This is a genomic window from Alteromonas sp. KUL106, from assembly GCF_009811415.1.
In the GTDB taxonomy this organism is placed as follows: Bacteria; Pseudomonadota; Gammaproteobacteria; order Enterobacterales; family Alteromonadaceae; genus Alteromonas.
This window is the reverse complement of sequence record NZ_BLIG01000034.1, coordinates 24,584-37,814: the sequence shown is the minus strand read 5'-3', so window position 1 is coordinate 37,814 and position 13,231 is coordinate 24,584. Positions and strand designations below refer to the sequence as shown.

Sequence of the window (13,231 nt, the reverse complement as noted above, 5' to 3'; positions counted from 1 at the left end):
CGTCTTTTATTTTCGACACTATGGCTTTTTCAACGACATTGTCGTTTAAACATTGATTTTTAACGCAGGTTTTAGCGCACCTTATAAAGAATGCTGGTATACTTTCGCGCTTAATTATCTTCTGTTATTTAGGTGAGTTATATGTCGCAAAATTTCCCCAGTGTTGATAAGCCCGCGTTGAAGAACGATCGTTATTTGCGTGCGTTGCTTAAACAGCCGGTAGATGTCACACCTGTATGGATGATGCGACAAGCAGGTCGTTACTTGCCAGAATATAAGGCGACTCGTGCTGTAGCCGGGGATTTTATGTCGCTTTGTAAAAACGCCGAACTCGCTTGTGAAGTTACGTTACAGCCCTTGCGTCGTTTTCCGTTGGATGCGGCTATCCTGTTTTCAGATATTTTGACAATTCCCGACGCTATGGGTCTGGGGCTTTATTTTGAGATAGGCGAAGGCCCTCGCTTCAAAAACCCCATTACCTGCAAAGCGGACGTCGACAAAATTGGTCTGCCTGATCCAGAGGGTGAACTGCAATACGTTATGAATGCGGTTCGTACTATCCGACGAGAACTCAAAGGTGAAGTTCCTCTTATTGGCTTTTCTGGAAGCCCATGGACCCTCGCCACGTACATGATCGAAGGGGGTTCAAGCAAGGCCTTTACCAAAATCAAGAAAATGGCATTTGCAGAGCCAGCAACGCTTCATGCACTGCTAGCAAAACTTGCGGATTCCGTAACTGAATATCTTAATGCTCAAATTGCGGCGGGTGCACAATCTGTCATGGTATTTGATACTTGGGGCGGCGTGCTATCTCCCCGTGACTACAAAGAGTTTTCGCTTCAGTACATGGAGCGAATTGTTAGTGGACTTACCCGCGAAAACGAAGGGCGTAAAGTGCCCGTAACCTTGTTCACTAAAAACGGTGGTATGTGGTTAGAATCAATTGCGGCGACTGGCTGTGATGCCGTTGGGCTAGATTGGACCATCGATATCAAAGAAGCGCGAGCACGCATTGGCGATAAAGTAGCGCTTCAGGGGAATATGGACCCCTCTATGCTTTACGCGCAGCCTCAGCGTATTGAGCAGGAAGTTGCCTCAATTTTAGAAGGTTACGGCGAAGGTAGTGGCCATGTATTTAATTTAGGCCACGGCATCCACTTAGACGTACCACCAGAAAACGCAGGTGTATTCGTTAATGCGGTACACGAACTTAGTAAGCAATATCACAAGTAAGCGACTTCAACAAAGGAAGTGTAATGAAAACGTGGCTTGTGGGGCTGATAGTGTTTGCGTTGATAGCGGGTTATAAGGTTTTTAGCTATCAACACCAACTCAGTGAATCTAACGCCGAGAAAGAACGACTAACGTCGGTGTTAGACCGTTCTCGCGCCACTGAAACGAGCGAGCTTAAAGTCATGAAGCCAGCAACAAAACTGGTTGCTGGCAGTAGCCTTAGCGATGAACAACAACGTCATGTTCAATCGTCAGACTCGATTCACAATACTACGCCAGCTACTGAAAATGTTGAGAGCGCAGATTCAGCTTCATCAGAGAGTTTTTATTCTGAAACAGAAGGGGCACTCGTCGCATTCTTCTCGCTTCCTACGTATGAAGAGCGCTTCGTCTTAAGATCTATAAAATGTGAAAACCGATTGTGTGAATTAGTGGGTGAGTACAACGGCTCTGAATCAGAACTTTCTTTGGTAATGGCGGCGCTTGAACAAGAGCCATGGTGGCATTTCGGTGCTCCAGAAATTTCTACTGAACTCGTTCATCGCGGTTTAAAGCTGAATGTTTCGTTTACCGCTGAATATCTTCCAGACGATAAAGGCGGGTACGGCAACGGCATGCAGACTGACTTAAATCAAAAGGTGGCGTCAGCAGGTTAAAAAAAGAATGCAGGCTCTCGCGAATGCACGTACTACGCATCTCGCGGTAAGCCTTTCTCTATGACACGTATGAGCCGATGCTGCTGTCTGTTTTCCCTCTCTAACGCACTCCTTTTCCGCTGCTGTTGATTGAAAGCCCAATCAATATGCCGGTCTACCAACGCGCTGACCATGCCTCGCCGTTCTGTGAGAAGCGCAGTAATGTCATGACTAAATGGTGCGTTTCCAAGCGCTACGGCAATGTTGCGTTGCCATTTTTCATAACCTATACGCCGAATTGGCGAGCCCTCGGTGTTGTGTAAAAATGTCTCTTCAGACCAACTGAATAACGTGACTAAACGTTGTCCGTGAAGTATTTCTCTCGGATGAAAATCTTCTTCATCTGTGATGTCGGCATACCTATTCCAAGGGCAAACAAGCTGGCAGTCATCGCAACCATAAATTCGATTGCCCATCAAAGGTCTTAGTGCTTCGGGGATGTCTTTATCAGACTCTATCGTGAGATATGAAATACAGCGACGGGCATCGACAGTATAAGGCGCAACAATAGCGTTAGTGGGGCATATTGTTAGGCAAGCTGTACAGTTGCCGCAACTCTCTTCAACGGGGACGTCAACAGGGAGGGGAAGGTTAATGAAAAGCTCACCTAAAAAGAACCAAGAACCGGCCTCTTTATTAAGCGTTAAGCTGTGTTTTCCCGTCCAACCTATCCCTGCTTTCTCGGCTATAGCGTGTTCTAGCACTGGCGCTGAGTCTACAAACGGACGGTACTGCGTGTGCTTCAGCGATGCAGTAATTTTATCACCCAGTGCCTTTAAACGTTTGCGCAATACCTTGTGATAATCGCGCCCTAGCGCATAGCGACTGATATAACCTATTTCACTATTTTTGAGGTGTCGAGCGAAAGAGGCATCCGGTGGTAAATAATTCATGCGAACGCTGATCACCCTTAAGGTGCCAGGAACTAATTCATCGGGTCGTGCACGCTTCATACCATGGCTTTCCATATAGGCCATGTCGCCGTGATACCCATTGTCTAACCATTCCTGCAAATGGGACTCGTGCTGATTTAGATCAATATCGCTGATGCCAACTTGTTGAAAGCCTAGCGCTGCTCCCCAAGCCTTGATATTGTTTGTTAATTCAACGAGGTCGATAGAACTAATTTCGGACATTTGCTCATGCTAGATACTCAATTAACATCAAGTTTATCATACAAATTATTTCGGGCCGATCAGGTTAGAGAAAATGAAGCACAAGCAGCGGCCGAATCAGGCTGTGATATGTTTACTTTGATGCAGCGCGCAGGCGATGTGGTGTTTAAACAGTGTCTGGAGCTTATGCCGAACTCGGATATCTACTTAGTCCTGGTCGGTCAGGGTAATAATGCTGGTGACGGCTATATTGCTGCAATCAACGCGAAGTTAGCGGGTAAACAAGTGCATTTATGTGCGGTTGAGCCACAGCGAATGCTAGAAGGCGATGCAGGAAAAGCCCAGCAGCGTTGGCTCGATTCAGGAGGAAGCATTAATGAATTTGATAGGGCATGGTTGCAAAAAGCCGATGTTGTTATCGATGCCTTGTTAGGTACCGGCATTAATAGCTATATACGCAATGAATTCGCCGATATTATCGATGCCGTTAATGAATCTTCAACGCCAGTGGTCAGTGTCGATGTACCGTCAGGCCTAGATGCTAACACAGGCCAGAGCCTTGGCCGCTGTGTACAGGCTGATATCACCGTTACGTTTGTAGGGATAAAGCCAGGTCTTGTAACCGGTGCGGGAAAGCAGTCATGCGGTAAATTGGTCTATGCTGACTTAGGCATTGGCAAAGCGTTTCAAGGGCTTGCCAAAGCATGCGCCACCATGCTCAATATTGATCACTTTAAGGGCATGGGACCGCGAGAAATTAATAGTCACAAAGGCACATACGGACGGCTATTGTGTATAGGTGGAAACCGCGGAACCGCTGGCGCTATTCGCCTCGCGAGCGAGGCGGCGCTGAGAAGCGGAGCGGGTATGGTGCGTGTTTATACCCACCAATCGTCAGTGATACAGGTGAGTGCAGGTAGGCCAGAGCTCATGGTAACTGACTTTAACTTAGATGATGCTTTAGCGTGGGCAACGTGCGTAGTGATAGGCCCGGGGCTTGGGCAAGATGAGTGGGCTGAAGACGTGTTTGAAACCACATTGAAGCACTGTCAAAGTCAAAATAAGCCGGTGGTTATCGATGCAGACGCGCTTAATTTGCTGTGTAAACAGTCAACGGCATTTACGCTTTCAGACAGTATTCTTACTCCCCATTCAGGCGAAGCGGCACGACTACTGGGTGTATCAATTGATGACGTGGAAAGCGACCGGTTTAACTACGCAAGGCAATGTTCTCAGCGTTATCACGCTGTGTGCGTGCTCAAAGGCGCGGGTACGCTGATTGATAACGAAAAGAAAACCTGGGTTTGTCGTCATGGCAATCCAGGGATGGCAACCGCAGGGAGCGGTGATGTGTTAAGCGGGATTTTAGGCGCTTTGCTTGCTCAGGGGGTAGACACGGACATCGCAGCAAAATATGGTGTAGTGCTTCACGCAAAGGCCGGAGATGATGTTGCCCAACTCTACGGTCAACGTGGTATGATAGCCAGCGATTTGTTTGATGCAGTACGTGCGCTCATAAACCACTAATTAGCGTGGTTTTGTCATAATTGAGCAGGCATCTGCTGTGTTACTCGGCTTTACACTACTGTGGAATATTGTTGATGTCTTACCCGCATACTTCTTTTTTTGCTAATGAATTAGATGATACCGCGCAGCTTGCCAGAGATCTGGCGCAAGCCGTTTCAAGTCAATTACCTACCGATGCCGTTATTTATCTCAACGGTGACTTAGGCGCAGGGAAAACAACCTTCAGTCGTTATTTTATTCAGTCTTTAGGCCATTCAGGTAGCGTTAAAAGTCCGACGTATACACTTGTTGAACCTTATGAGTTGGACAGCGTCAATATTTATCACTTCGACCTGTATCGTCTCGCCGACCCTGAAGAATTAGAGTTTATGGGAATTCGAGATTACTTCGGTTCAGGTGCAATTGCGCTTATTGAGTGGTCGGAAAAAGGGGGCGAATACTTGGCATCCCCGGACTTAGTGATTAGTATAAATATTACACCATCGGGCAGGCAGTTTCATTTGGAAGCAAAAAGTGCCCACGGTGCTAGATTGCTTCAGCAATGCAAGCGCGTTTAATACGTGCGATAAGTAAAGAATAGAAAGAATAGCCGCTCCGAGGTCTGGGAGAGCGACATAACAACAATACAAAGGCTAATTATGGTGCGCAGTATAGTTTCGGTATTACTTTTGTGTTTGGTGATGCAAGTTGCACACGGTGCGCAAAATAACATCGACGGAGTAAGAATATGGCCGTCGACGGACAATACGCGCGTAGTGTTTGATATGAAGACGGCGCCAGAGTTTACCTACTTCACGCTAAAGAACCCTCATCGCCTAGTTATTGACCTCAACGACACAAAAGATTCCTTTTCGCTTTCTGATGTTGAGAACAGCGGCAACCTTATCGATAAGCTGCGTTATTCCACGCCAAAAAACAAATCATCGGCAAGGGTTGTCCTTGAACTTAACAGGGATACCAAACCTTCGCTCTTTGCTATGTCACCTGAGGGGGCATATGGTCACAGGTTAGTGGTGGATTTACCCGATAGCGCGCCACAGACATTGCCTTCATTAACTGCCTCGACAAGCTCGGTTGTGCTTGACGACTCAACAAGTGTTCGCGACAGAGATATCATCGTGGCAATAGATGCGGGCCACGGCGGGCACGACCCAGGCTCAGTTGGACCTGCAGGAACATTTGAAAAGCACATAACGCTGAGCATCGCTAAGAAGCTTGAAAGCATGATAAACAAAGAGCGCGGAATGCGGGCTATCATGACGCGCAGCGATGATTATTATATTTCGCCAAACCGTCGGCCAGAAATCGCAAGAGAGAAGAAAGCTGACTTGCTTATTTCTATTCATGCCGATGCATTCAGTCAACCACAGCCTAGAGGCGGTTCTGTTTGGGTGCTGTCTATGCGAAGAGCTGATACGGAATTAGGCCGATGGCTTGAAAAATCAGAGCGTCATTCAGAATTATTAGGGGGCGCTGCTGAAGTCATTAATGATAAATCAAGTGAACGCTACTTGACTGAAACGATACTCGGTCTTTCTATGGATCACAGCATGGCAACCAGTCATGACCTAGGAAACAAAGTGGTTGAGGAATTAAAGCAGGTAACCAGTCTCCACAAAAGGAAACCGCAAGCGGCGAGCTTCGCAGTTTTAACCGCGCCTGATATCCCTTCTATCCTGGTGGAAGTTGGTTTTATTTCTAATCCTCAAGAAGAAAAGAACTTAAACTGGTCTAAATATCGCGAACGTTTGGCTACTGCTATGTTCAATGCAACCAAGCGTTACTTCAAGCAAGTTCCTCCTGATGGTACACTATGGGCACAAGAAAAAGCGAACAACCGTACTCACAAGGTAAGAAGTGGTGAGTCCTTATCTTTACTAGCGCAGCGTTATAATGTGAAAGTAAGCAGCATAAAAGCAGCGAATGCGCTTTCAAGCGACGTTGTTCGCGTCGGGCAAGTACTAAATATACCGAGCACGTAACGCCTCATTAGCGTTTTAATTGATTCGCCGTCCGTCGCCTCTCATCTATTAATTATTTCATAGGGTAGCCCTTTGCCTATACAGCTTTTATCTCCCCAACTAGCCAACCAAATTGCCGCTGGTGAAGTGGTGGAACGCCCCGCATCTGTGGTTAAAGAGCTACTTGAAAATAGTCTCGATGCCGGAGCGACGAAAATCGAAGTAGACATTGAAAAAGGTGGTCACAAGCGAATTCGAATAAAAGATAACGGGTCGGGCATAGTCAAAAGTGAATTACAGTTGGCGTTGAGCCGTCATGCAACGAGCAAAATTTCTACCCTTGATGATTTAGAGCAGATTTTATCCCTTGGTTTTCGCGGCGAGGCTTTGGCCAGTATCAGTTCGGTAAGCCGATTAACGCTGACTTCGCGAACCGAGTCACAAACCGAGGCTTGGCAGGCTTACTGCGAAGGTAGAGATATGGCGGTGAATGTTCAGCCCGCTGCCCACCCGGTTGGAACGACTATTGATGTGGCAGATCTGTTTTATAACACCCCTGCAAGGCGCAAGTTTTTACGCACGGAAAAAACAGAGTTTCAGCACATAGAAGACGTCATCAAGCGTATCGCGCTCAGTCATCCCGAGGTGTCTTTTATTCTCAAGCATAATGATAAGGTTGCAAGACGTTTTGTCGCTGATAAGGAAGGAAGCCTGGCAAGTCGAATTGCTTCTGTTGTGGGTCAAAAATTTATTCAAAACGCTGTTCACATCGATGCCGAATATGAAGGGCTTCACATTGATGCTTGGTTAGGCAATGAAACTATGCTGAGAAGTAGCAACGATTGCCAGTTCAGTTTTGTCAATGGAAGAGGTATGCGCGATAAGCTTATCATGCATGCAATTCGCCAAGCTTATGAGACGGTCTGGGGCGTCATTGAGCAACCCAGTTTTGTTGTCTATCTCACCGTTGACCCTAAAGATGTAGACGTTAATGTGCATCCAGCCAAGCATGAAGTTAGATTTCAACAAGGCCGCTTAGTCCATGATTTTATCTCTAAAACTGTTGGGGATGCATTACATGCAATAACGGGTGAGCAACCTTTATCTGATTCGAGCGCCAAGTCGCTTTCCAGCGGTGGGTTTATGTCTGCCGAGGTAGCGCACGATTATATAAGACCATTACAGACTCATGCTGAGGTCAGCTCACCATCATTTAGTGAATCAACCTCATACTCTTCGCCACCGGTGTCACGGGATACGCTTTCTAGTTCAACATCAATGCCTCACGCACCGTCATTTTCGGGTGGAGCAAAAATGGGTGTAAATAGCAGAGCGAGCGGCGCTACTCATCGACAAAGTCGAGGACCAATTGCCGCATACCAGTCTAGCTATAACGCGTTGATGACGCCAAATAGCGACAATTTTGCAAATGATGAGCATAACCAAGCCGCTATCGCGTGTATCAATCTTTCTTCATTCCAAAGGATTTACCCAAAAACTGAAGAAATTTACCTTCTTTCTGTGAGTAAAGTTGCCAGTATCTGGCTGAGGGAGCTATTTTTAAAAGCAGAACATAGTCAGCCTTTACTTATGCCCGTTGCTGTATCACTTGAGAACGTTAGCGAACGCCTTCTGGCGTTATTAAACGCATCTCATTTCGAAGTAAATAGGGTGGCAGGAAAGTATCGCTTACAGCAAGTACCTGCTGGGACACGACATTTTCCTTGGCTCAGATGGTTCGAGCACCTATTAACTCTGGCGCCAAGTGAGAATTGCAGCACGTTCGATAGTGTGATTGGCTCACTTGCGTTGCCTAACCATGTCTTTGATGAAGATGTGCAGAATGAAGTGTGGTACTGGTTGGATCAGCAAAGCGAAGTTAAACAATGGGAAATTATTGAGCAATTTGCTAAAGTGCGCTCGTTGAAACGAGTGCTAGATGTATGGGGAGAATAATATGTCCAGTGGCATAAATTCTGCATTACCCGTAATTGCTATCATGGGTCCTACAGCGTCTGGAAAGACAGGCTTGGCACTCGAGATTGCTCAACAGGTCGAGAGTGAGGTGATCAGTGTCGATTCTGCACTTGTTTACAAGGGCATGGATATTGGCACAGCAAAGCCAACGCTTGAGGAAAGAGCGGGGGTTGTTCATCACCTTATCGATATTATCGACCCCGTAGAAACGTATTCTGTGTCACAATTTGTGAAGGATACTAACGTTCTGATTGGCGATATTTTAGCGCGTGGAAAGGTGCCAATTTTGGCTGGTGGTACAATGATGTACTTTAATGCCTTGATAAATGGAATTTCGCCACTACCTAAGTCAAACGAGAACGTTCGTGATGAAATAACAGAGCAGGCGCAACGCCTGGGTTGGTCTAAATTACACGATGAATTACGTAGTGTAGACCCGGTTAGTGGTGAGAGAATCCACCCTAATGATCCCCAGCGCATTACGCGTGCACTTGAAGTGTTTAGAAGTACTGGCAAAACGTTGACATATTGGCAACAACAAGAGGGTGATAAGTGCCCTTATAATATTGCACAATTTGCCATAGCGCCCGCAGAACGAGCAGTGCTGCACACGCGTATCGCAACTCGCTTCGACACAATGTTGGAGCAGGGGTTCGAAAAAGAAGTATTAAAACTCTATGAGCGTAGTGATCTACATGAGGCGTTACCTTCTATTCGTTCAGTAGGGTATAGGCAAATGTGGCAGTACCTTGATGGTCAGTTGAGCTACGCTGAAATGCGTGAAAAAGGCATAATTGCAACAAGACAACTTGCTAAGCGCCAACTCACATGGTTGAGGGGATGGGAGCAAGTGACTTGGCTTGACACATTTGCTAACGATAATTTGACTAAAATTACAGCGAAAGTCACACTTTAAATAGTTGAGTGTGGTATACATTAGACGTGCAGTGGTAGTGAAATCTCTATCACGAATAATAAAAACTAAGGATATCAAATGGCTAAAGGGCAATCTTTACAAGACCCATTCTTGAACGCTTTGCGTAAGGAACGTATTCCAGTATCAATTTATTTGGTAAATGGTATTAAACTTCAGGGGCAGGTTGAATCATTCGACCAGTTCGTTATTTTACTGAAGAACACAGTAAGCCAAATGGTTTATAAGCACGCAATTTCTACTGTTGTTCCAGCACGCGCTATTACTATGCCTAGCGCAGGAGATTCTGAAAATACTAAAGGTGAATAATTTAAAAGGTAACGCGCTTGTTTGACCGTTATGAAGCCGGTGAACAGGCTGTACTTGTTCATGTAAATTTTTCCGATGAAGACTCAAAAGAGGACTTAAGTGAGCTTGAATTACTTGTGTCTTCAGCAGGGGTGAATGCGGCAGAAGTTATTACAACTTCACGCACGGCGCCTCTTGCTAAATACTTTGTCGGTTCAGGTAAGGTAGAGGAAATAGCAGCTGCAGTTAGGGCACACGATGCCAACGTTGTTATTTTCAACCACGCCCTTTCTCCTTCTCAGGAGCGTAATTTAGAGGCCGTGTGTAAATGCCGGGTGTTAGACAGAACGGGGCTGATTCTCGATATCTTTGCGCAACGCGCGAGAACCCACGAGGGAAAGCTCCAGGTTGAATTAGCACAATTGAGACATATCTCAACGCGTCTTATTAGAGGATGGACTCACCTTGAGCGTCAAAAAGGTGGTATCGGTCTTCGCGGCCCAGGTGAGACGCAGCTAGAGACAGACAGACGTTTACTTCGCGGGCGTATAAAAGCCATTCTTCGTCGTTTGGAAAAAGTGCAAAAACAACGGGAGCAGGGGCGCCGCTCACGTAAACGCGCAGAAATTCCTACGGTATCCTTAGTTGGCTATACGAACGCGGGTAAATCAACCCTGTTTAACACCATTACCGACTCTCACGTCTATGCTGCCGATCAGTTGTTTGCAACGCTTGATCCTACTTTGCGCAAAATTGAGTTGAAAGACGTCGGTCCTGCTATCTTAGCCGATACCGTAGGGTTTATTCGTCATCTTCCTCATGACCTTGTTGCGGCGTTCAAAGCGACGCTTCAAGAAACACAAGAAGCCGATTTACTCCTCCATGTGGTTGATGTTGCTGATGCAAAGTACCGCGAAACGATGGACGAGGTGAATAACGTTCTTGAAGAAATTGAGGCGGGAGAGATCCAACAATTACTAATCTGTAATAAGATTGATAAACTAGACGACGTGAATCCCCGTATAGAAAGAAACGACGAGGGCGTGCCGGTTCGAGTGTGGCTTTCTGCACAGACCGGTGAAGGGACAGAATTATTAAGCCAAGCTTTAACCGAATGTTTAGGCAAGAGCATGGTCAATTACACGTTGAAAATTCCCCCTGCTCAAAGTCGATTACGCGGTGTATTGTATGAACTTAACTGCATTGCCAGTGAAGAGTACGACAGTCAGGGAGACTGGGTTGTTGATGTACGAATGCCCGCGGCTGACTGGAACAGACTAGAAAAGCGTCTGGAAAACGGAATATCAGAGTATGTTGTGCGACATTAGCCAGTGCTAGTCACTGCGTTGAGCATGAGAAATTTAAAAATATAACAGTAATCTATGGAGTATCAGCATGGCTTGGAACGAGCCGGGTGGCAATAATAACGACCCGTGGAAAAATCGCGGGGGGAAAGAACAAGGTCCCCCAGATTTAGACGATGTATTTAAAAACTTATTCGGTAAGTTTGGAAAGTCAGGTGGTAACGGTGGCGGCTCAGGTAAAAGCCTTGGCGGCATCGGCGCTGGTATTCTAGTCGGCCTGCTCGTTGTGATTTGGTTTATTAGCGGCTTCTACACAATTCGCGAAGCGGAGCGTGGCGTGGTACTTCGCTTTGGTGAGTATTATCAGCAAGTTGAGCCGGGCCTGCGCTGGGCGCCAACGTTCATTGACACCGTGATCCCTGTCGACGTTCAGTCAATTCGCGATCAATCGTCTTCTGGCTCTATGCTGACAGAAGATGAGAACGTGGTAAGCGTACAGATGGAAATGCAATTCCGCGTTGTTGATCCATTCCGTTGGACGTTTGCTGTTGAAAGCCCTGAGCAAAGCCTTAGTCAATCGCTAGACAGTGCAATCCGGTACGTGGTGGGTCATTCGAAGATGGATGATGTACTTACCGATGGTCGTGAAGTAACGCGTCAGCGCGTATGGGAAGAACTTCAAGCGATTATCGAACCTTATAACATGGGGGTTTCGATCATTGATATGAACTTCCGTGACGCGCGTCCGCCAGAGCAAGTTAAAGACGCGTTCGACGATGCGATTGCTGCGCAAGAAGACGAACAACGCTTCATACGCGAAGCGGAAGCATATGCGAGAGAAATCGAACCTCGCGCCCGCGGACAAGTGAATCGTATGAACGAAGAGGCTCAAGCGTATAAAGAGCAGGTCACATTAGAAGCGCAGGGTGAAGTTGCCCGCTTTAAAGAGCTTCTTCCTCAATATGAACGCGCGCCACAGGTAACACGTGAACGTATTTATCTTGAGACGATGGAAGAAGTTTTGAGCAGTACGAGCAAGATCATGGTGGACAGTAAAGGCGGTAACAACATGATGTACTTACCCCTTGATAAAATCATGGAGCGTCAACAGTCTACATCTAAAGAGCGTTCACGCAGTACGTTAGAAGGCCTACAGGCGCCTGTAACGGATGCGAATGGTCGCAGTCGAAATAGCTCGCCTACTTCGGGCCTTCGCGGTGACAGCTTCAGAGAGGGGAGATAAGCATAATGAAGAATCTATTAATTGCAGTATTTGTTCTTCTTGTCTTACTGGCATCAGGCTCTCTGTTTGCGGTTAAAGAAGGCGAACGCGCTATTGTTATTCAATTTGGTAAAGTACAAAGAGACGATGCAACGGGCGACACTAAAGTGTTTGAGCCGGGTCTTCACTTTAAACTGCCGTTTATTGACTCGGTACGCGTACTCGATGCGCGCATCCAAACCCTTGACGGAACACCTGATCGCTTTGTAACAAGTGAGAAAAAAGACCTTATTGTTGACTCTTACGTTAAATGGCGCATTGATGACTTTGCCCGTTATTACCTATCAACAGGTGGTAACAAGCTGCAGGCTGAAGCGCTATTAAAGCAAAAGGTGAATAACGGTCTTCGTTCTGAGTTCGGTACTCGTACCATCGCGCAAATTGTTTCTGGCGAGCGTTCCGCGCTTATGAATCAAGCGATGGAGCAGGCGTCAACGTCGTCTGATGAACTGGGTATTGAAATCGTTGACGTACGAGTGAAACAGATTAATTTACCTACCGAGGTAAGTAATTCAATCTTCCAGCGTATGCGTGCAGAGCGTGCCGCAGTAGCCCGTGAGCATCGCTCTGAGGGTCAAGAGCAGGCTGAAGTTATTAAGGCGAACATTGATGCTAAAGTAACGGTTATGCTTGCTGATGCTGAACGTAATGCTCGACAGCTCCGCGGTGAAGGTGATGCAATCGCAGCGCAGATTTACGCTGATGCATATTCAAAGAATGCTGACTTCTACAGTTTCTTGCGCAGTATGGATGCGTATAAAAAGAGCTTCAACAGTAAGCAAGACGTTATGGTTATAGCGCCTGACAGTGATTTCTTTAAATATATGAATCAGTCTAAAGGAAACTAGTTTTTCTTTGTTGATGTTTCAAAAAGCCAGTCTATAAGACTGGCTTTTTTACGTCAGAACAAAATAA

General features: G+C 46.4%; 12 protein-coding genes. 11 read left to right on the top strand and 1 reads right to left on the bottom strand.

The features are described from left to right. Positions 1-141 precede the first annotated feature (141 nt). Positions 142-1,233 (top strand): uroporphyrinogen decarboxylase, encoded by a 1,092-nt coding sequence (gene hemE / locus GVO63_RS12690; protein ID WP_159580329.1) that lies wholly within the window; start codon positions 142-144, stop codon positions 1,231-1,233. 23 nt (positions 1,234-1,256) lie between these two features. After that, complete coding sequence (locus GVO63_RS12685; RefSeq protein ID WP_159580327.1) at positions 1,257-1,889, top strand: hypothetical protein; 633 nt, start codon at positions 1,257-1,259, stop codon at positions 1,887-1,889. Positions 1,890-1,921: 32 nt separating this feature from the next. On the opposite strand, the gene queG is transcribed toward GVO63_RS12685, so the two are convergent. Next, entirely contained in the window at positions 1,922-3,064 is a 1,143-nt protein-coding gene (gene queG / locus GVO63_RS12680; RefSeq protein ID WP_159580325.1) for a tRNA epoxyqueuosine(34) reductase QueG, read from the bottom strand. A gap of 6 nt (positions 3,065-3,070) precedes the next feature. On the opposite strand from queG, the gene GVO63_RS12675 reads away from it, so the two are divergent. The 9 genes from GVO63_RS12675 to hflC all read left to right on the top strand — a co-directional run bounded on the left by GVO63_RS12675 (position 3,071) and on the right by hflC (position 13,164). Next, entirely contained in the window at positions 3,071-4,570 is a 1,500-nt protein-coding gene (locus tag GVO63_RS12675) for an NAD(P)H-hydrate dehydratase (RefSeq protein WP_159580323.1), read from the top strand. 74 nt (positions 4,571-4,644) lie between these two features. Further along, complete coding sequence (gene tsaE / locus GVO63_RS12670; RefSeq protein WP_159494040.1) at positions 4,645-5,127, top strand: tRNA (adenosine(37)-N6)-threonylcarbamoyltransferase complex ATPase subunit type 1 TsaE; 483 nt, start codon at positions 4,645-4,647, stop codon at positions 5,125-5,127. A gap of 81 nt (positions 5,128-5,208) precedes the next feature. Continuing rightward, positions 5,209-6,552, top strand: coding sequence for an N-acetylmuramoyl-L-alanine amidase (locus GVO63_RS12665; protein ID WP_159580321.1), 1,344 nt, complete (start codon positions 5,209-5,211; stop codon positions 6,550-6,552). 72 nt (positions 6,553-6,624) lie between these two features. After that, positions 6,625-8,487: a DNA mismatch repair endonuclease MutL gene (mutL, locus tag GVO63_RS12660; RefSeq protein WP_159580319.1), complete on the top strand. Its 1,863-nt coding sequence runs from the start codon at positions 6,625-6,627 to the stop codon at positions 8,485-8,487. Position 8,488: 1 nt separating this feature from the next. Further along, positions 8,489-9,424, top strand: a complete 936-nt coding sequence (gene miaA, locus GVO63_RS12655) for a tRNA (adenosine(37)-N6)-dimethylallyltransferase MiaA (protein ID WP_159580317.1) — start codon at positions 8,489-8,491, stop codon at positions 9,422-9,424. A 78-nt stretch (positions 9,425-9,502) separates the two neighbouring features. Further along, positions 9,503-9,751, top strand: a complete 249-nt coding sequence (hfq, locus tag GVO63_RS12650) for an RNA chaperone Hfq (protein WP_014951092.1) — start codon at positions 9,503-9,505, stop codon at positions 9,749-9,751. Positions 9,752-9,768: 17 nt separating this feature from the next. Further along, a complete protein-coding gene (gene hflX, locus GVO63_RS12645; protein ID WP_159494044.1) occupies positions 9,769-11,058 on the top strand; it encodes a ribosome rescue GTPase HflX in 1,290 nt (429 codons plus the stop codon). Between the two features lie 67 nt (positions 11,059-11,125). Next, positions 11,126-12,277 (top strand): FtsH protease activity modulator HflK, encoded by a 1,152-nt coding sequence (hflK, locus tag GVO63_RS12640; RefSeq protein WP_105932648.1) that lies wholly within the window; start codon positions 11,126-11,128, stop codon positions 12,275-12,277. A 5-nt stretch (positions 12,278-12,282) separates the two neighbouring features. Further along, entirely contained in the window at positions 12,283-13,164 is an 882-nt protein-coding gene (gene hflC, locus GVO63_RS12635) for a protease modulator HflC (protein ID WP_159494045.1), read from the top strand. Positions 13,165-13,231 lie beyond the last annotated feature (67 nt).